General features: G+C 59.7%; 13 protein-coding genes and 1 pseudogene. 7 read left to right on the top strand and 7 right to left on the bottom strand.

Annotated elements, in window-relative coordinates; genetic code table 11:
- Positions 1-40 precede the first annotated feature (40 nt).
- Both Q4481_RS13795 and Q4481_RS13790 read right to left on the bottom strand, forming a co-directional pair.
- Positions 41-1,048 carry an ABC transporter permease gene (locus Q4481_RS13795; RefSeq protein WP_304376973.1) on the bottom strand — a complete coding sequence of 336 codons (1,008 nt, stop codon included), beginning with the start codon at positions 1,046-1,048 and terminating at the stop codon, positions 41-43.
- A gap of 305 nt (positions 1,049-1,353) precedes the next feature.
- Complete coding sequence (locus tag Q4481_RS13790) at positions 1,354-2,889, bottom strand: ABC transporter substrate-binding protein (RefSeq protein WP_304376972.1); 1,536 nt, start codon at positions 2,887-2,889, stop codon at positions 1,354-1,356.
- A gap of 255 nt (positions 2,890-3,144) precedes the next feature.
- Between Q4481_RS13790 and Q4481_RS13785 the strand changes: the two genes are divergently transcribed.
- Positions 3,145-5,298: a ferredoxin family protein gene (locus tag Q4481_RS13785; protein WP_304376971.1), complete on the top strand. Its 2,154-nt coding sequence runs from the start codon at positions 3,145-3,147 to the stop codon at positions 5,296-5,298.
- Between the two features lie 12 nt (positions 5,299-5,310).
- A complete protein-coding gene (locus tag Q4481_RS13780) occupies positions 5,311-6,861 on the top strand; it encodes an indolepyruvate oxidoreductase subunit beta family protein (RefSeq protein WP_304376970.1) in 1,551 nt (516 codons plus the stop codon).
- Between the two features lie 72 nt (positions 6,862-6,933).
- On the opposite strand, the gene Q4481_RS13775 is transcribed toward Q4481_RS13780, so the two are convergent.
- From Q4481_RS13775 to Q4481_RS13765, 3 genes are all read right to left on the bottom strand, one after another.
- A complete protein-coding gene (locus Q4481_RS13775; RefSeq protein WP_304376969.1) occupies positions 6,934-7,440 on the bottom strand; it encodes a MarR family winged helix-turn-helix transcriptional regulator in 507 nt (168 codons plus the stop codon).
- 16 nt (positions 7,441-7,456) lie between these two features.
- Positions 7,457-9,046, bottom strand: a complete 1,590-nt coding sequence (locus tag Q4481_RS13770) for a phytoene desaturase family protein (protein WP_304376968.1) — start codon at positions 9,044-9,046, stop codon at positions 7,457-7,459.
- A 117-nt stretch (positions 9,047-9,163) separates the two neighbouring features.
- Positions 9,164-9,943 (bottom strand): cyclase family protein, encoded by a 780-nt coding sequence (locus Q4481_RS13765; RefSeq protein ID WP_304376967.1) that lies wholly within the window; start codon positions 9,941-9,943, stop codon positions 9,164-9,166.
- A gap of 283 nt (positions 9,944-10,226) precedes the next feature.
- Here Q4481_RS13765 and Q4481_RS13760 point away from each other — a divergent pair, with 283 nt between their 5' ends.
- Both Q4481_RS13760 and Q4481_RS13755 read left to right on the top strand, forming a co-directional pair.
- A complete protein-coding gene (locus tag Q4481_RS13760; protein WP_304376966.1) occupies positions 10,227-11,798 on the top strand; it encodes a phytoene desaturase family protein in 1,572 nt (523 codons plus the stop codon).
- A gap of 135 nt (positions 11,799-11,933) precedes the next feature.
- Positions 11,934-12,416 carry a MarR family winged helix-turn-helix transcriptional regulator gene (locus Q4481_RS13755; protein ID WP_304376965.1) on the top strand — a complete coding sequence of 161 codons (483 nt, stop codon included), beginning with the start codon at positions 11,934-11,936 and terminating at the stop codon, positions 12,414-12,416.
- 113 nt (positions 12,417-12,529) lie between these two features.
- Here the strand turns inward: Q4481_RS13755 and Q4481_RS13750 are convergent, their stop codons facing one another.
- Positions 12,530-14,122: an isocitrate lyase gene (locus Q4481_RS13750; RefSeq protein WP_304376964.1), complete on the bottom strand. Its 1,593-nt coding sequence runs from the start codon at positions 14,120-14,122 to the stop codon at positions 12,530-12,532.
- Between the two features lie 123 nt (positions 14,123-14,245).
- On the opposite strand from Q4481_RS13750, the gene Q4481_RS13745 reads away from it, so the two are divergent.
- From Q4481_RS13745 to Q4481_RS13735, 3 genes are all read left to right on the top strand, one after another.
- Positions 14,246-15,646 (top strand): helix-turn-helix domain-containing protein, encoded by a 1,401-nt coding sequence (locus Q4481_RS13745; RefSeq protein ID WP_304376963.1) that lies wholly within the window; start codon positions 14,246-14,248, stop codon positions 15,644-15,646.
- Between the two features lie 597 nt (positions 15,647-16,243).
- Positions 16,244-16,471 carry a ParB N-terminal domain-containing protein gene (locus Q4481_RS13740; RefSeq protein ID WP_304376962.1) on the top strand — a complete coding sequence of 76 codons (228 nt, stop codon included), beginning with the start codon at positions 16,244-16,246 and terminating at the stop codon, positions 16,469-16,471.
- A 47-nt stretch (positions 16,472-16,518) separates the two neighbouring features.
- A protein-coding gene (locus Q4481_RS13735; protein WP_304377179.1) for an IS3 family transposase occupies positions 16,519-17,870 on the top strand; the annotation gives its coding sequence in 2 pieces (ribosomal slippage) (positions 16,519-16,855 and positions 16,855-17,870; 1,353 coding nt in all).
- Between the two features lie 528 nt (positions 17,871-18,398).
- Here Q4481_RS13735 and Q4481_RS13730 read toward each other — a convergent pair.
- Positions 18,399-18,895: pseudogene (locus Q4481_RS13730) on the bottom strand (DDE-type integrase/transposase/recombinase); the annotation flags it as partial.
- Between the last annotated feature and the right edge of the window lie 176 nt (positions 18,896-19,071).

Here is a 19,071-nt window from a genome sequence, read left to right as displayed (position 1 = left end):
CAGGCTCCGGGAATGGACGGGGGCTTGAGAGGTCGCGACTTCAGCCATGGGCCTGCCTCGGGTTCAGCCAGGCGGCGATGAGATCGACGACAATGTTGACGAGAATGAAGATGGCGCCGAAGGTCAGCACGATCCCCTGAATCAGCGGCAGGTCGCGGTTGATCACCGCATCGATCGCCATGTTTCCGAGACCCGGATAGGAGAAAATGCGCTCCACAATCACGGTGCCGCCGATCATGAAGGTGAACTGGACGCCGGTCAGCGTCAGCGTCGGGCCGATGGCATTGCGGAGCGCTTCCTGCAGCACGAGACGCATCGGCGACATTCCCTTGAGTTTCGCAAGCAGCACATAGTCCTGCACCATAGCTTCGGCGAGCGCTTCCTTGAGCGTGCGGATGACGATGGCCGCAAGCGGCAGGCCAAGCGCCAGCATCGGCATGACAAGATGCATGAAGAGATCGGCGAAGGCTGCGAACTTCAGGGTCAACAGGCTCTCGATCAGATAGAAATCCGTGTAGAAATCCGTCGAGAGAGCAGGATCGATACGACCCGAGAGCGGAAAGAGCGGCCAGAACACACCGAGGATGAGCACCAGCGCGAGCGCCCAGACGAAATCCGGCACCGCGAGGAACAGGCCGTTGACGAAATCGAGCGTCGGATCGAGCGCCGTGCGGCGGGCAAGCGTGCCGAGCGTGGCAATCACACCACCGGCAATGACGCCGAAAACGAGCGCGGCAAAGGCCAGTTCCAGCGTTGCTGGCAGGCGCTCTCCGATAAGCTCCATGACATCGCGGCGCTGGGAAATCGATATACCGAAATCGCCCCGAAGGACATCCTTGGACCAGATGAAGAACTGTTGCGGCAGGCTGAGATCAAGCCCGTAATGGGCGCGCAGGGCCGCGATATCGGCCGGCGTGGCGCTCGGCGAGATCATCATGGCGATCGGATCGCCCGGCACGATGCGCAAGAGACAGAAAACGACGACAGCGACACCGGCAAGGGTGAGCACAGCCATGAAGAGGCGATTGAGAAGATCGGAAGCGGTCATGATAACCCTCCTGCTGCCTTCGAAGTCTTGAGATTGGGAGATCGCAGCAGTGCGGTCTCTTTGGCCGCAATGGCCCTATGGGAACCCTCATCCGGCGCTGCGCGCCACCTTCTCCCCATGGGGAGAAGAGGGAGCAAGCCGCAGCCTCTTGGACCTCTCCCCTCGGGGAGAGGTCCGCCGAGCGCAGCGGAGGCGGGGTGAGGGGTCGACGCGGCAAGACATTCAACGAAGCCCCGCGCGCACCCCCCTCATCCAGCCTGCGGACCACCTTCCCCCCATGGGGGAGAAGGGGAAACCACCTCGGCTCAGGCCTTGGAGACGAGAGTCGGCTGGAGCGCGCTCGAAACGTTCGGCGTTACCTTCAGCGAAGACTTGAAGACGATCGGCTGCACATACTGCAGGAGCGGGATCACGTAGCCCTGCTCGGCGATGTATTTATCGACAGCCTTCCAGCCGGCGATGCGCTTTTCTTCATCCTTTTCGCCCCAGAGCGGGCCGATGAGGGCATCGACATCGTCCGTTTTCCAGCCGGAATGCGGCGACTTCGAGAACATCGCAAAGCCTGTCGAAGTGGTCGGATCGCCGATCGCATTGCCCCAGTTGTAGAAGGCAGCCGGCGCAAGTTTGTGGCCGGCACGCAGTTCGAAATGCTTGGCGATTTCGTAGACTTCGATTTCCGCCTCGATGCCGACCTTACGCCACATGCCGACGATCGCCTGGATCATCTCATAGTCCTTCGGCTTGAGGCCGCGGGTGGTCTGGATCTTGAACTTGACCGGATTTTCCTTCGAGAAGCCCGAGGCTGCGAGCAGTTCGACAGCCTTGTCGGGATTGTACTCGACCTTGATGGACGGATCGAAAGCCGCATATTCCGGTGCTTCGAGCGTATCGATCGGCACGCCATAGCCGCGCAGGAGCTTCTTGACGATACCGGCCTTGTCGATGGCATGGTGGGCGGCCAGACGCACATTCTTGTCCAGCATCGGCTCGACATTGGTGATGAAGATCATGCCGATATCGGAGATCGGGGACGAGACGCCGGCCAGGCCTTCCATCTCCTTCAGGCGGTCGAATTCCTCGAAGGGAATTTCGAGGGTCACGTCGGACGAACCGGATTCGATTTCGGCGACGCGGCTCGTCGCATCGGTCACGAACTTGAAGATCACGGTCTCAAACGCCGGCTTGCCGCCCCAATAGTTCGGGTTGGCCTTGAGGCGCAGGAAGGAATTGCCCTCGTAAGCGTCGAACATGTAGGGGCCCGTGCCGATCGGCTTCTTTTCGAACCCTTCAGCGCCAACCTTTTCATAATAGGCCTTGGGCAGAACGTAGCCGGTGAGGAACGCCATCCATTTGAAGATGGTCGGATCGAATGCCAGCACATCGGCGGTGATCCGCGATCCTTCAACCTTATAGTTGCCGATGCCGGCCCAGACGCTGGCGACCGGGTTACCGGTTTCAGGCTTGGCGGCGCGCGTCAGCGACCAGACGACATCTTCCGGGGTGAAATCGGACCCGTCGTGCCACTTTACGCCTTCGCGCACATCCATCCATACCTGCGTCTTGTCGTCGTTCCAGCCCCAGGCCGTCAGGAGGCCAGGCTCGAAGGCGAGATCCGGCTTCTGGCCGATATACTGATCGTAGATCGAGCGATAGATCGCCTGGATGGCGGGATTGACGCCCGAAAGACCAACCGTGCCGTCGAAAGACGGCAGATTGGCATTGAAGGCAATGGTCAGCGTATCGGTTTCGGCGGCCTGCACGGGCAGACGGCCTGCAAGAATGCTTGTCAGCACCGTTGCTGCACCCAGCCCCAGTACGCCACGACGCGTAATGTCAGTCATGTTGGACTCCTTCGTTCCCCTTGCGGAATTCCGGTCTCTTCCGGATTTTTGATTGTTTTAAACTTAAAATGAAAAATTGGCCTTTGACAAGAGGTGCGAAGGCGGATTTTCGAATTAAATATGTATCGGAATATTTTTCAACACGTATAATTCAGGGGGAATAGGCGCTTGATCGGCGTCGATTTATGCAATTGACACATTCGAACTGGCATTATATGCATTTGCATACAAATTGCCAACAAGATGGGGAACGTCATGGCAGAGCGATCATTCGCACGTGAAGTTGAGGATCTGAAACTCAAGGATGGCGACATCTTCCGTGGCGAGGGCATTCTCGCCATTACGAAAGCGCTGCTGCAATCGGGCGTGTCCTATGTCGGCGGCTATCAGGGTTCACCGATCTCGCACCTGATGGACGTTCTGGCTGATGCCAAGGATGTCATGGAAGAACTCGGCATCCATTTCGAGACGTCCGCCTCCGAGGCCGCAGCGGCAGCCATGCTGTCGGCCTCCGTCATGTATCCCGTGCGCGGTGCGGTCACCTGGAAATCGACGGCAGGAACCAACGTTGCTTCCGATGCGCTTTCCAATCTTTCCTCAGGCGGGGTGACAGGCGGCGCTCTCATCATCATCGGCGAGGATTTTGGCGAAGGTTCCTCGATCATGCAGGAACGCAGCCACGCCTTTGCGATGAAATCGCAGATGTGGCTGATGACGCCGCGGCCGAACCTGCCGTCGATCGTCGAGGCTGTCGAAAAGGGCTTCGAGCTTTCCGAAGCCTCGAACACGCCGGTCATGCTGCAGGTCGGCATCCGGTCCTGCCATGTCCACGGCCATTTTGTCGCCAAGGACAACAAGCGTCCCGAATATACGCTCAAGGAAGCGCTCGAAAATCCGCGCCGTGACGTCAATCGCATCGTGCTGCCGCCGGCCTCTTTCGTGCACGAGAAGGAAAAGCTCGAAAAGCGCTGGCCGGCCGCTGTCAACTTCGTTCGCGAAAACCGGCTTAACGAGTTCTTCGGTCCCGACGAGGGCGAAATCGGCATCGTGCTTCAGGGTGGCGTCTATAATGGTGCCATGCGGGCGCTCCAGCATCTCGGGCTGGCCGATGTCTATGGCAACTGCCGGGTTCCGCTCTATGTCATGAACGTCTCCTATCCGATGGTGGATGAGGAGCTGATCGCCTTTGCCGAGGGCAAGAAGGCAATCCTCATGGTCGAGGAAGGCGCTCCCGAATATATCGAGCACACGCTGCATGCGCTTTTCCGTCGCCGCGATATCGCGACAAAGATCTCCGGCAAGGACGTGCTGCCGCTCGGCGGTGAATATACGACGCCGGTTCTCATCAAGGGTTTCGGCACCTTCATCGAAACCCATGCCCCTGCCCTTCTTGGCAATCGACCGCCGGTTCCCAATCCCGAGCCGGTGCTTTCGGATCCGAAGGTCAAGGCCCTTGCCGAGGTCGTACCGCCGCGGCCGGCCGGCTTCTGCACCGGTTGCCCGGAACGCCCGATCTTCGCCGCCATGAAGCTTGTCGAAAAGGAACTGGGAGAACATCACGTCTCGGCCGATATCGGCTGCCATCTCTTCTCCATCCTGCCGCCCTTCAATATCGGCGGCACGACGATGGGTTACGGGCTCGGGCCGGCCTCCGCATCCGCTTTCAATGTCGAAGCCGGCAAGCGTTCGATTTCCGTCATGGGTGATGGCGGCTTCTGGCACAATGGCCTGGCAACCTCGGTCGGCAATGCCGTCTTCAACAAGCAGGACGGTGTCATTCTTGTCGTCGATAATTACTACTCAGCGGCAACGGGCGGTCAGGACATCATGTCCTCGCGAGCGCTCAATCCGCGACGCAAGACCAACAATTCCATCGTCAATGCGGTCAAGGGTATCGGAGCGACCTGGGTGCGCCAGATCGACCGCACCTATGATGTGGCCAAGATGCGCGACACGCTGAAGGAAGCGCTGACGACAAAGGAACCGGGACCGAAGATCATCGTCGCCTCCTCGGAATGCATGCTGAACAAGCAGCGCCGCGTGAAGCCGCAATTTGCGAAAGCCGTCAAGGACGGTAAGCGCATGGTCAAGGAACGGTTCGGCGTCGACGAGGATGTCTGCACGGGCGATCACGCCTGTATCCGTTTGTCCGGCTGCCCGTCGCTGTCGGTCAAGCATACGGACGACCCGCTCAAGGACGATCCGGTCGCGGCGATCGACAATTCCTGCGTCGGTTGCGGCAATTGCGGCGAGGTCTCGGAGGCAGCCGTCCTCTGTCCTTCCTTCTATCGCGCCGACGTCATCCACAATCCGACCGGTTGGGACCGGTTTGCCCACCGTATCCGCGCAGCCGTCATCGGCTGGCTACAGAAGCGCCGCGACGCCGGCCGCATCGTATTTGCAGATTGAGGGGACAGCATCATGAACGTACATGTCGAAAACACGTCTGCCATGCTGTCTCAGGACAAGCCGCTGGCGCTTGCCATTCTCGCCATGGGTGGACAGGGCGGCGGCGTCCTCGCTGACTGGATCGTCGATCTCGCCGAAGGTGAAGGCTGGGTGGCGCAGACCACCTCGGTTCCCGGTGTCGCCCAGAGAACCGGCGCCACCATCTATTATCTCGAACTTCTGAAAGCCCGCGAGGGTGTGGAACCGGTGCTAGCGCTGATGCCGACACCAGGCGATGTCGATGTCGTGCTCGCCGCCGAGCTGATGGAAGCCGGACGCTCGGTGCTGCGCGGCCTCGTCACCCCTGAAAAAACGATGCTGATCGCGTCTACGCACCGTTCCTATGCGGTGGGCGAAAAGGAGAAGCCGGGTGATGGCACCGGCAACCCGACTGTGGTTGTCGATGCCACCGATTTTGCCGCGAAAAAGACGATCGCTTTCGACATGGATACGCTGGCGGTGAAAAATGGCAGCGTGATTTCGGCCTCGATGTTCGGCGCCCTTTGCGCCTCAGGCGCCCTGCCCTTCACGAAGGAGGCTTTCGAAGCCACCGTGCGCAAAGGCGGCAAGGGTGTGGAAGCCAGTCTGCGCGCCTTCAATGCCGCCTATGAGCGCGTGCTCAAGGGCGGTAACGACAAGCTCTCGGCCGAGCCGGGCAAGACATTCGCACCACTACCGGCCAAGGCGGGTCATCCGGCCCTCGACAAGCTGCTTGCCCGCATCCGCAACGAGTTTCCGGCAACCATCCATGCCATGCTCTATGCCGGCGTTAAGAAGTTGACCGATTTCCAGGATCCGGCCTATGCCAATGAATATCTCGATGAGGTCGCCCGGCTTTACAGTGCCGACAGGACCAATGGCGGCGAAGCCAAGGATTTTGCCTTTACTGCACAGGCTGCCAAATATGTGGCGATCGCCATGGCCTATGACGACGTCATCCGGGTCGCCGATTTGAAGACACGAGCCACGCGCTTCGACCGCGTGAAGAAGGAAGTCGGCGTCAAGGCCGACCAGCTTCTCTACACCACCGAATATATGCATCCGCGGATGGAAGAAGTTTGCGGCACGCTGCCCAAAGCGCTCGGACGCTGGATCGAGAACAGGCCCGGACTGTTCAACTGGCTCAATCGCCGGATCGACAAGGGTCGTCGCGTCAAGACCGGTACGCTGTTCTGGTTCACCGGGCTCTATTTCGTCTCGGCGCTGCGCCGGTTCCGACGCGGCAGCCTGCGCCATGCCATCGAGACCGAACATCGCCAGGCGTGGGTTGGCGAAGCGCTGCGGTTGCTGCCGAAAAACTATGATCTGGCTGTCGAGATTCTCGGTAACCGCCGGCTCGTGAAGGGCTATTCGGATACCCATTCGCGCGGCCTCTCCAAGTTCGATCGCGTGATGTCGGCCTTGCCGAAACTCGCTGACCGCGAGGATGGCGCCGCTTGGATGCGCCGGTTGCGGCAGGCAGCTCTGCTCGATGAAAACGGCACGGCGCTCGATGGTGCACTGAAAACGGTGGCGACGCTCTGAATGATCAAGGCCGCCCTTTCGGGCGGCCTTGATGTTTATACGCGCGGCGGCAAATCGGTATGGCTTGACCGCTCAGATCTCGTTCTTGCGGACGTTGCGCAGGATCTTGTGCAAAGTGGTGAGAAAGGCACGATATTCGTCGTCATCGATGTCGCGAAACATCTGGCGCAAACCATCATACATCAGCGGCCAGATTTCGTTGAAGACGTTACGGCCTTCCTCGGTGATGGAAACATCGCGCACACGCAGATCGTCAGCACGCGGCGTACGGCTGATCAGCCCCTGCTCTTCGAGAGAATCCACCGTGCGGCTCATGGTCGACTGTTCCGTCACGCCGAAGACAGAGAGTTCATTGATCGTCAGCGATGTCGAGACCGAAAGGACGGCAAGCGCCCGCATCTTGGCCGTCGTGATGTCGCGCGCGCGCAATTCATCGGCCAGGTTGGCGTTCCAGCGCGCCATGATCCGGTTCATGATGTAGGGCGCAAAGTGGTTGAGCCCCATTTCGCCGAGGCTCGGCATGCGACCGTCCTCGGAGCCGGGCGGCCCGAGAACCTCGCCGGAAAAACCGTTCTCCATCCCGCGTTGCTCCTCGTTACTTCAATGAGGATGCCAGCAAGAAGCCAGATCCTCCGCCAAGGCCGGGCCCCGGATGGGTGGACGCTCCGATATGATAGAGCCCCGGCACATGCGTCATGTGGTTATTCGGTCTCTTGAACGGACGCCAGAGGAAAAACTGGTCCAGCCCGCAGAATCCACCGTAGGGGTCGCCGCCGACCAGATTCATGTTCATGGTTTCGAGATCGGCGGGCGAATAGACGCGGCGGGCAATCACCGCTTCGTCGAAATTCTCTATATGGTGGCGCAGCATGTTTTCGACGCGATCGGCAAAGGATTCGCGCAGAGCCTCGGTCCAGCGACCATCGGTCGGGCAATCCAGTTCGCCGGCTGCATCGCCCTTGATGAAGCGCGGCGTGTCTGGCAACTGAAGCCAGAGGATGGATTGCCCTTCCGGCGCCCGGCTCGGATCAAACGAAGTCGGCTGTCCAACGCAAACCGTCGGCTCGGCGGGAAGCATGCCGCGCTCCGCCTCGTTGGACGATTTCGATACGCCATCCAGCCCCGGCGTCAGATGCAGGAGGGCGACCTTGCCGAGTTCTTCGCCTGCCTTCCAGCGCGGCGCTTCTTTCAGGGCGTAATGGATCTGCATGTTGCCCTTGCCGTATCGGTAGGTTTTTAAACCATCCGAAACACTTTCCGGAAGCGGCGTTGGCGCCGATTTCAAAAGACGGGTATAGATCTGGTCCGGGGTCATGGAGGCGATGACGCCCGATTTGCTGGTGAACTTGCGGCCATCGGCGAGAACGACGCCGGAAGCGCGTCCGCCTGCCCCAACCGTCACCTGGTCGACATCGGCGCCGGTCAGGATTTCCCCGCCCTGGTCGCGGATCAGGCGCTCGAATGCCTTGACGAGATTGGCAGCACCGCCCTTCACGATCGGGCAGCCCGCAAGTTCGATCGCAAAGCCGATCACCTTGGTCATCTCGGCCGAATAGCTGCTCTCCGGACCGAGCCCGCAATGCAGAGCCCAAGGCGCCCAGAGCGCCCTCATTTCTTCGGAGCGGTAGGTGGTTTCGAGATAGCCGCGCGCGGGAGCCAAGGCTTCGCCAAAGAAGGCGGCCAAGCCCTTGAGGCCGCGTTTCCAGGCTTCCTTCGCTACCAGTTTTGCGGTTGCCATCGACCAGAGATTGCCACCCAGGAGCCCGAAAACGAAGCCGGCATTGCCGCCGAAACGGTTCATCTCGCGATCGAACGCCTGGCCATCGCCGCTCGCGAGAGCGTCGAAGCGGGCAATGTTGTCTTCGCGCTTCATGCTGAGGATGGCATGCGTTCCGTCCGGACGCAGAACCCCCGTGGGCAGAGCCGAATGGCAGAATTCGAGGCCTCGCGCTTCCAGATCCTTGCCTAGCGCAGCAAAGGCCGGCGATGTCATGAAGAGCACCATGGTCGTTGCCATCACGTCATGGACGAAGCCGGGGACGGTCGCTTCTTCCGTGCGCAAGCAGCCTCCGAGCTGGGCGTTACGCTCCAGCATCAGAACCTTCTTGCCCTTCTTGCCGAGCATGGCAGCGGCCACCAGCGCATTGATGCCGGAACCAACGACGATGTAATCGGGAACGCTCATGGGTCGCCTCCAGACGTAAAGCCAGCGAACGCATGGCGCTCCCGGCAGCTTCCATGGTGAGAAAGAAAGAGCCTGCAGGCAAGAGGCGGCGAACCTTGTCCGCCGCCTTTGCTGCAATCAGGCGATCAGCGCCAGGGCACGCACCGGCGAACCGGTGCCCTTGACCAGCTTCAGCGGCGCGGCAATGAGGATTGCACCCTTGGCAGGCAGCTGGTCGAGATTCGACAGGCTGGCGAGGCCGTATTTGTTGGCCTTGTGCATGAGATTGTGCGCAGGGAACGGCGGGTTCATGCCGCCAGCGGAACCGGCATCGGTTCCGATCGTCTCCTGGCCCCAGCCGATGATGCCCTTCGACAGAAGATATTCGATCGCTTCTGCCGTCGGACCCGGCGAATGGGGGCCATTCTCATCGGCATTAAGGAAGGTCTCGGTGGAGCCGTTGCGCTTGTACCAGTCGGTGCGCATGAGAACCCAGGTGCCGGCCTCGATCTCGCCGTTCTCGGCTTCCCACTCCTTGATGCTGTCGACAGTCAGGAGATAGTCCGGATCGGCTGCAGCCTCTTTCGACCGGTCGATGACATTGACGGGCGCGACGAAATTCTGCGGCGGAATGGTGTCGGTCGTGTTCTGCGGATTGTCCTTGCCGGTGATCCAGTGACAGGGCGCATCGAAATGGGTACCGGTATGTTCGCCGAGCTCAAGCCAGTTCCAGGCCCAGAACGGACCGTCCTGGTCATAGGCGGAAATGGTATGGACCTTGACGTTCGGCGTATTCTTGCCGAACTGTGGCGGCAGATAAAGAACCGGCGTCTCAGGGCCGAGCGGCGCAGTGAGATCGACGACCTTGACCGAGCCCGTCAGCAGGCCGGCAGCGAGTTGATTGAGCGAGTTTGCCATGGCGTTCCCCTTGTTGGCAGCAGGTGGCCGGCCGGACTGCCGGCAAGGTCCTGCATTACCGGAAACGCTATTTCATAAAATATGTAAATGCAAGCATTTTCATGATGCGATTCTTGCACTCCATCTCAGCATGCGCGCGACAAACCGTCCATCAATTGCACTATTAACACTTCCTTCTGGCGGATTTCGACCCATGAATACCCGCCAGGCAATGAGATTGGGCTTGAGCCTGTTTTGGAAAAATGTATGCATACAAAAATAATTCCGAAAATCGGGGGATCCTATGTCTGAATTCGATGCCGTGATCGTGGGCGCCGGCCACAATGGGCTGGCCGCAGCGATCCATCTCGCAACAAAGGGCTGGAAAGTCGCCGTTGTCGAGACCAAGCCGACCGCCGGCGGCGCCGTCAAGACCGAGGAACTCATCGAGCCCGGCTTCAGGCACGACCTCTGCGCCATGAACCTTTCGATGTTTGCCGGTTCAGCCTTCCACCAGCTCTATGCCGGCGATCTTGCCGCGCACGGGTTGAAATTCGTGCCGGCGCCGCACTGTTTTGCGAGCGTGTTTCCCGATGGGACCCATCTCGGGATTGGAACCGACGCTGCGGCGAACCGGAGCGCCATTGCCGCCCTTTCGTCCAGGGATGCGGAAAGCTTCGCCTCCATGTCGTCGGCCTTTGGCACCATGGCGCCGCATCTCTTCGGGCTTCTGGGCGCGCCGATGCCCTCCTTCGCCAGCGTGAAAACGGTGTGGAAAGCCTGGCGTGCCGGCGGCCTGCCGCTGCTTCACGATCTCCTGCGTCTGCTTATGTCTTCGCCGCGCGGCTTTCTCGATCGCCATTTCGACAATGAAAAGCTGAAGGCGATGATGGCTGCCTGGGGACTGCATCTCGATTTTCCGCCGGATGCCGCCGGCGGCGCGCTGTTTCCCTATCTCGAGACCATGACCAACCAGGCCTTCGGCATGGTCATCGGTTCCGGCGGTGCCGATACGATCATCAAGGCCATGTCGGGCCTGCTGCTGGCCAAGGGCGGCACGCTTCTTCTCAATGCCCCGGTTCAATCGATCGAACTCTCGCAGGGTCGGGCAAAGACCGTGGTCCTGTGCGACGGAAGACGGCTGACCGCGCGCAAGGCCGTGATTTCCAACGTACATCCGAAAATCCTGTTCGGCGGCATGGTGCCAGCCGCCTCGTTGCCGGCGCGCTTCTCGGAAGGGCTGAAAGCCTATCGCTCCGGACCAGGCGCCATGATGATCCACCTGACGCTCGATCGCCTGCCGGACTGGGCTGCGTCACCGGCGCTCAAATCCTACGCCTATGTCCATATCGCCCCCAACCTCTCGATGATGAACCGGGTCTATGACGAGGCGATCTCCGGACTGCTACCGCGCGAACCGGCGCTCGTTGTCGGCCAACCGACGGCCCTCGATCCGTCGCGCGCCCCGGATGGCAAACATGTGCTCTGGGTGCAGGTGCGCGTGCTGCCCGCCGATATCAAAGGCGATGCAGCGGGCGAGATCACGGTGACCGACTGGGCCTCCGCCAAGGAAGCCTACGCCGATCGCGTGCTCAAGATCATCGAGGCCTATGCGCCGGGTCTTGGCGGGTTGGTCCGTGGTCGGTCGGTCTGGTCGCCTGTCGATCTCGAGCGGGAAAACCCCAATCTTATCGGCGGCGACAGCCTGTCGGGTTCGCACCATCTCGACCAGAATTTCCTGTTCCGGCCGGTCGCAGGCTATTCGCGCTACAAGAGCCCGATCGACGGGCTTTACATGTGCGGCGCCGCAACATGGCCGGGTGCCGGAACCGGTGCGGGTTCCGGCTTCCTGCTGGCGCGGATGCTGGCCGGCTGACAGCAAACAACAACCCCGCCATCGGCGCCTGGCACAAGCCGATGGCAACTGTTTCAGGCCTCAAGGATTTCACTTGACGCAGAGTTGCACTTCCATCAGTTAGGGACCGGAAATATAGTAGAAGACGGAACCAAGATGGATCTCGAATTCGTTGTCAGCGACGCCCAGGAGGGCAAGAAACAGGAACTGAAGCTGTGGCTGCGGCTTCTGGCGACGACGAAACTGATGTCGCAGGAGATCCGCCGCCGGCTGCGCAGCGAGTTCGGCGCGACCCTGCCGCAATTCGACCTTCTGGCGCAGCTTTACCGGGAGAAGGACGGACTTCGGCTCGGGGAACTTTCAAGCCGGACGATGGTGACCAATGGCAATGTCACGGGGCTTGTCGAACGGCTAGAGGCAGACGGCACCATCATTCGGGAACGCCTGCCGGATGACAAGCGTGTGACTGTGGCCCGCCTGACGGACAAGGGGCGCAGCTATTTCGAGGGCATGGCAGATGCCCATGAGCGCTGGATCAAGGAAATGATGGCGGATGTCGATCCGGTCGTGATTTCCGGCCTGCTGACCCATGTCGGCCATGTCAAGGCATCCGCCCAGCGGCACCTTTCGGAAGACTGATACCAAGCGTCGATGATTGATCGGGCGCCTCGTTGCAGGCACCCATTCCATGCTTTCATCAAACGCAAAGTGGGCGGTTTTCACCGCCCACATAACTTGTTGCGTCTTTACGATCAGGCAGCGAACTGGCCCATCGTGTTGTGGATGCCACCGGCCTTCAGCGCGGCTTCGCCAGCGAAATATTCCTTGTGGTCGTCGCCGATATCGGAACCAGACATGTTCTGGTGCTTGACGCAGGCGATACCCTGACGGATTTCCTGACGCTGGACGTTGGCGACATAGCCGAGCATGCCCTGGCTGCCGAAATATTCCTTGGCAAGATTGTCGGTCGACAGAGCCGCGGTGTGGTAGGTCGGCAGCGTGATCAGGTGATGGAAGATGCCGGCGCGCATGGAAGCATCGGCCTGGAAGGTGCGGATACGCTCGTCAGCTTCCTTGGCCAGTTCGCTTTCGTCATAATCGACGCTCATCAGCTTGGCGCGATCGTAGGCCGAAACGTCCTTGCCTTCCTTCTGCCAGGCATCGAAGACCTGCTGGCGGAAATTCAGCGTCCAGTTGAAGGACGGCGAATTGTTGTAGACCAGCTTGGCCGTCGGGATGACGTCGCGGATCTTGTCCATCATCGAAGCGATCTGCTCGACATGCGGCTTTTCGGTTTCGATCCAGAGCAGGTCGGCGCCGTTGTTGATTGCGTTGATGCAATCGAGAACGCAACGGTCAGCACCGGTGCCTTCGCGGAACTGGTAGAGGTTCGACGGCAGGCGCTTCGGACGCAGGGTGCGGCCGCCACGGGTGATGAGGACATCGCCGTTCGACGGGGTCTGGCCGGTGACGTCATCGCAATCGAGGTAGGAGTTGTAAAGGTCGCCGATGTCGCCTTCCTTAGCGGAGAAAGCGATCTGCTTGGTGAGGCCGGCGCCGAGCGAGTCGGTGCGGGCAACGATGATGCCGTCATCGACGCCAAGTTCGAGGAAGGCATAGCGGCAGGCGCGGATCTTGGCGACGAAATCCTCGTGCGGAACGGTGACCTTGCCATCCTGGTGGCCGCACTGCTTTTCGTCCGAGACCTGGTTTTCGATCTGCAGCGCGCAGGCGCCGGCTTCGATCATCTTCTTGGCGAGCAGGTAGGTTGCCTCTGCATTGCCGAAACCGGCGTCGATGTCGGCGATGATCGGGATGACATGGGTCTGGTAGTTGTTGACCTTGTCGAGGAGCTGACGTTCCTTGACTTCGTCACCGGCGTTGCGGGCGGCATCGATATCGCGGAACAGCATGCCGAGTTCGCGGGCATCGGCCTGACGCAGGAAGGTGTAGAGTTCTTCGACGAGGGCCGGAACCGAGGTCTTTTCATGCATGGACTGGTCCGGCAGCGGGCCGAACTCCGAGCGCAGCGCAGCAACCATCCAGCCCGAGAGGTAGAGGTAACGACGGTCGGTTGTGCCGAAATGCTTCTTGATCGAGATGACCTTCTGCTGGGCGATGAAACCGTGCCAGCAGCCGAGCGACTGGGTGTACTTGGCGTGGTCGAGATCATAGGCAGCCATGTCGGCCCGCATGATCTTGGCGGTGTACTTGGCAATATCAAGCCCGGTGCGGAAACGGTTCTGCAGGCGCATGCGAGCGACGGCTTCGGCCGAGATGCCCGACATGTTGTTGCTCTTGCCGATCAGCTTGGAGGCTTCTTCGAGGTAGGTCTGGTAAGACATGGTCATCTCCGCGAGTTCATGTTCGATGAAGCCGGGATAGCCTGCCCGATCACGCTCCGGAAGGCCTGTCGGTGTGACGTTGTATATCTTTACAAACAAATTCTGTAATGTTGTAATGTTAGTATGGAAAAGCTCGGAAACTATATCGGCCCCCGTCTGCGTCGCCTGCGCAAGGACATGGGCATTACCCAGGCCCAGATGGCGAACGATCTCCAGATCTCGCCCTCCTATATCGCACTGATCGAACGCAACCAGCGTCCGGTGACGGCGGAAGTGCTGCTGCGGCTTGTCAAGGCCTACAAGATCGATCTCGCTTCCGCACTCGAAGATCATGGCGGAGAGCTGACCGAGCGGCTGCGGGTTGCCATGCGCGATCCGATTTTTGCCGAAAGCGATGTGTCGCCGCTCGAAGTGGCCGATGTGCTCAGCAGTTTCCCCGGTTTCACCGAGGCAATGCTGCGCCTTTACACCGCTTACAAGGAAGCCCAGTTCGTGCTCGCCGACCAGCGACAGGTCGCCGCCGACCAGGGCATCGAGATGGGAGCCGATCCCGTCGCGGCGGTGCGCGGCTTCCTCACCGCACGCCGCAACTGTTTTCCGCTTCTCGATACCGCCGCCGAGAAACTTGCCAATGCCGTTCAGCAGGCCGGTGGTTTCAGCGCCTACTTCAAGCAGAAGCATGCCTTGACGGTCAGGCGCCTGCCGGTCGAGGTCATGACCGGCAGCCTCAGACGGCTCGATTGGCACCGGCGCGAGGTGCTCCTCGACGACAGTCTCGACACTGCCAGCCAGAATTTCCAGCTCGCCCAGCAGCTCGCCTATATCGAGTTCGGCGAAGAGATCCTGAAAACGGTCGATGAGGGCAATCTGAAGTCCGAAAGTGCGGCCCGCCTCGCGCACCGCGCGGTCGCGGCCTATTGCGCCGGCGCCATCATCATGCCCTACACCGCCTTTGTCCGGATGGTCGATACGCGCAAATATGATGTCGAGGCGATCGCGCGGCATTTCGGCACCAGCTTCGAACAGACGGCCCACCGCCTGACGACACTGCAGAAGCCGGGACAGGAGCGGGTACCGTTCTTCTTCATCCGCGTCGATGCCGCCGGCAATGTGTCGAAACGGCTCGACAGCGCCAACTTCCCCTTCGCCCGCCATGGCGGCGGCTGTCCGCTCTGGAGTCTGCACCAGGCCTTCGCGAAGCCTCGTACGGTGCTAACACAGCTTCTCGAACTGCCGGACGGCCAGCGCTTCGTCTCCATTGCCCGCACCGTCAGTTCCGGCGGCGGCGGTTTTGGGCTGCCGACCGTTACGAGAGCAGTAGCTCTGGTCTGTGAGGCGAGTTTTGCCGATCGCCTCGTCTATTTCAACCAGCAGGCCGCGACCACGACCCCGACACCCATCGGCATTACCTGTCGGCTCTGCCAGCGCACCGATTGCCGGTCGCGTTCAGAACCGCCGATCGGCCGCCAGATCCTTCCCGACAACTATCGCCGCACCGACACGCCCTACGGCTTTTCCGACTGATACACCCTGTCTATGGAATGCAATTTCGTCGGCACCTTCCGAACCAGCGGGCATCCTCCAGCTCGGGGTCATTTGCAGGAGCGCGTCACCTGCTCTCCTAAGCAGCCTTATGGCACAACTGGCAATCAGAGTATCATCTGTTGCTTGATCTGGAGAATGTGTTTTTTCGGCATGGGAACGCGCTTTCTCCGGCAATTCAACTGAAACGGAGCTGGCCAATGCGAGGCGATGTCCAGAACTAACATCTTTTCAAGGAAAGAATGGTGCAAGAGACAGTCGGCTTCGAACCGGTCTCCGTTCGCGCCTTGCCAAAAACAGGGAAAAATACAGGGAAAGCGAGAGAACTGCGGAAAAGTATGACATCGCCCAGAGAAGCCAAACGGCCAAAAGCTTAATCGATCCGCAAATCCATCAAGCGCCGAAGTTCAGTCAAAAACCGGCACGGTGTCATCAGCCGGGTTCCATTTTCTGGAAAAACGCGCTGTAGCAAAACTCCAGCGACGCAGTGCCGGGACGATCTCGGCGCAACCAGCAGAAACAGTACAGGCACGGGAGACGTGTTTCTGAAGATTTTCTGCAATTTAGGATAGAGGTGTCATGCTGGAAGTCAAGCTCGTCGATATCGACATTTTAAGGTCTCACCCAAAGAACGCCAGAACGCATTCGAAGAAGCAGCTGAGGATGATTGCGTCATCGATCAGCAAATTCGGATTCGTCAGTCCCGTCATCGCAACCGTCGACAATGTGATCATCGCCGGCCATGGCAGGGTCGAAGCGGCAAGGTGTCCAGGATCAGCGCCTTCGAGACCAAACTGGCTTAATTGAGAAGAGAGGATTTTCGGCTCATCGTAGCTCTATCAAAGGAAGCGAAGATGAGACAAAAATCCGGGCCGCAGACATCGGCGGCAGAGAAAACGATCAAGGACATCCGCCGCGCGACGCGCAAGCACCATTCAGCCGAAGAAAAAATCCGCATCGTGCTGGAAGGCTTGCGCGGTGAGGACAGCATTGCCGCGATCTGCCGCCGTGAAGGGATCGCCGAGAGCTTGTATTATAGCTGGTCCAAGGAATTCCTCGAAGCTGGCAAGAAGCGCCTTGCAGGCGATACCTCCCGTTCAGCAACGAGTGACGAGGTGAAAGCGCTGCGTAAGGAGAGCCGCGACCTGAAGGAGGCGCTAGCCGACCTCACTCTGGAGAACCGCCTGCTCAAAAAAAGCATGATCGGGGATGGGGGCGACGAAGAATGAGATACCCCGCCTCAGAGAAACTGGAAATCATCCGGTTGGTCGAGCAGTCTCATCTGTCGGCCACGCAGACACTCGACAAGCTCGGCATTCCCAGGCCAACCTTCTATCGCTGGTATGATCGGTTCATGACCCATGGCGTCGAGGGGCTGGAGGACCGAACATCCGCGCCGTCACAGGTGTGGAACCGCATCCCCGACGATGTCCGGGACCGGATCGTCACCATGGCGCTCGATCACGCCGACCTGTCGCCGCGCGAGCTGGCGGTGAAGTTCACCGACACGGAAAGCTATTTCGTCTCAGAGGCTTCGGTCTACCGCCTGCTCAAGGCCCATGACCTGATCACGTCCCCGGCCTATATCGTCATCAAGACCCATGACGAGTTCAAGGACAAGACCACGCGGCCGAACGAGATGTGGCAAACCGACTTCACCTATCTGAAGGTCATCGGCTGGGGATGGTTCTACCTGTCGACCATTCTCGACGATTATTCCCGATACATCATCGCCTGGAAGCTATGCACCAGCATGAAGGTAGATGATGTCACAGCCACGCTCGACTTGGCGCTGGCCGCCTCAGGCTGCGACAAGGTCAAGGTGGAGCACCGGCCGCGCCTGCTGTCCGACAACGGCCCGTGTTACGTCGCTGCCGATCTCGGTGAATGGCTGGAGACATACAAGATCAACCAGGTTCACGGCGCTCCCGGCCATCCGCAGACACAAGGGAAAATCGAACGCTGGCATCAGACGTTGAAGAACCGCATTTTGCTGGAAAACTACTTCTTCAAGGAAGACCTCGAAGCCCAGATCGCGGCCTTCGTGGAGCATTACAATCACCGACGATACCACGAGAGCCTCGACAATCTCACGCCCGCCGACGTCTATCTCGGGCGCGGCCATACCATCCTGCTCGAACGCGAAAGGATCAAACGCGACACCATCAAACAGCGCCGCTTGAACCACCAGACCAAAGCAGCTTAGATCAACCCGCAAACCGAGCCGGAAACTCCACTCTTCCAAAGCCCAAAAAGTCTCAAATCATTCGACGACGGACATGTTCGACGGCATCGGCATCACCTCTTTCAATGCTGCAGGGATGATATGGGCGGATCAGCAAAGCGTTGGTGAGTAGACGATAATCGTATTACCGGGTCCAACGAGGCTAACGCGTTCAGCAGTCCGATGGGACCAGACAGGTTTCTTTCGCCGGCAGCGTGCGGCTATGCCTCCGGCGCGTCGGATTGAGGGCCGATCAAATCCATCTCAGCTACTTTCTGAAACTCCCCGAGATACTCCTTGCGATATTGCGCAAGCCAGCGCTGATCCAACTGTTCGCGAGCAGCTTGGCGACATATCTCCGCCGCGCATTCTATCATCCCCGAAGCCCGTTGATTCAGTGCATCACCCCCAGCCCCATCAGGCGAGAGCCTTTTTCAACAGCCTGCTAGGTGTTTAGCCTCACACAAGCATTGAACCGCCCCGGGTTTGCCGGAGACCGTTTGGTTTAAGCTATGCCGCCATGGCCGGCGCGTCCAGCATGCCGTAGCATCGTTCTTCTGCCTCTGCTGGCGGGATGTTTCCGATGGGTTCCAGAAGACGTCGGTGGTTGAACCAGTCGACCCATTCGAGTGTGGCGAACTCTACCACTTCGGAGTTGCACCATGGTCCTCGTCGATGGATGACCTCTGCCTTGTAAAGGCCGTTGATCGTTTCTGCGAGAGCATTGTCGTAACTGTCGCCGACGCTTCCGACAGACTGCTCGATGCCCGCCTCCGCCAGGAATACTTGATCGACACGTATTGCACGCCCCTGTCGGAATGGTGCATGAGCCCGCCGCGATGGATGGGCCGCCGATCATGGAGTGCCTGGTCCAGTGCGTAGAGGACAAAACCCGCTTGCGCCGTCCGGCTTGCCCGCCAGCCAACGATGCGGCGGGAGAAGGCGTCGATCACGAAAGCAACGTATACGAAGCCCTGCCAGGTCGCGACATATGTGAAATCGGATATGGTACCGCCCGTCAACCGGATGAGATTGAGCAGAAGATCGCCGAACTTTGGCGCCGGCTTAGCTGAACGATGCTGTCGCAGACATTCCTGCAGCAGTTCACAAGATGAGGAGCGCCTGACGCTCGATGCAAGGAGAACACCAATGAAACTATCCACCGTCTCCATCGCTGGCCGCA

This window comes from Fluviirhizobium alvei, from assembly GCF_030551875.1.
GTDB lineage: Bacteria > Pseudomonadota > Alphaproteobacteria > Rhizobiales > Rhizobiaceae > Rhizobium_E > Rhizobium_E alvei.
This window is presented reverse-complemented; position numbering and strand designations above follow the sequence as displayed.

Excerpts from the sequence above, each read along its gene's own strand:
- Q4481_RS13780 (WP_304376970.1), top strand. The coding sequence starts at position 5,311 with ATGAACGTACATGTCGAAAACACGTCTGCCATGCTGTCTCAGGACAAG.
- Q4481_RS13790 (WP_304376972.1), bottom strand. The coding sequence starts at position 2,889 with ATGACTGACATTACGCGTCGTGGCGTACTGGGGCTGGGTGCAGCAACG.
- Q4481_RS13785 (WP_304376971.1), top strand. The coding sequence starts at position 3,145 with ATGGCAGAGCGATCATTCGCACGTGAAGTTGAGGATCTGAAACTCAAG.
- Q4481_RS13755 (WP_304376965.1), top strand. The coding sequence starts at position 11,934 with ATGGATCTCGAATTCGTTGTCAGCGACGCCCAGGAGGGCAAGAAACAG.
- Q4481_RS13750 (WP_304376964.1), bottom strand. The coding sequence starts at position 14,122 with ATGTCTTACCAGACCTACCTCGAAGAAGCCTCCAAGCTGATCGGCAAG.
- Q4481_RS13765 (WP_304376967.1), bottom strand. The coding sequence starts at position 9,943 with ATGGCAAACTCGCTCAATCAACTCGCTGCCGGCCTGCTGACGGGCTCG.
- Q4481_RS13745 (WP_304376963.1), top strand. The coding sequence starts at position 14,246 with ATGGAAAAGCTCGGAAACTATATCGGCCCCCGTCTGCGTCGCCTGCGC.
- Q4481_RS13760 (WP_304376966.1), top strand. The coding sequence starts at position 10,227 with ATGTCTGAATTCGATGCCGTGATCGTGGGCGCCGGCCACAATGGGCTG.
- Q4481_RS13770 (WP_304376968.1), bottom strand. The coding sequence starts at position 9,046 with ATGAGCGTTCCCGATTACATCGTCGTTGGTTCCGGCATCAATGCGCTG.
- Q4481_RS13740 (WP_304376962.1), top strand. The coding sequence starts at position 16,244 with ATGCTGGAAGTCAAGCTCGTCGATATCGACATTTTAAGGTCTCACCCA.
- Q4481_RS13795 (WP_304376973.1), bottom strand. The coding sequence starts at position 1,048 with ATGACCGCTTCCGATCTTCTCAATCGCCTCTTCATGGCTGTGCTCACC.
- Q4481_RS13775 (WP_304376969.1), bottom strand. The coding sequence starts at position 7,440 with ATGGAGAACGGTTTTTCCGGCGAGGTTCTCGGGCCGCCCGGCTCCGAG.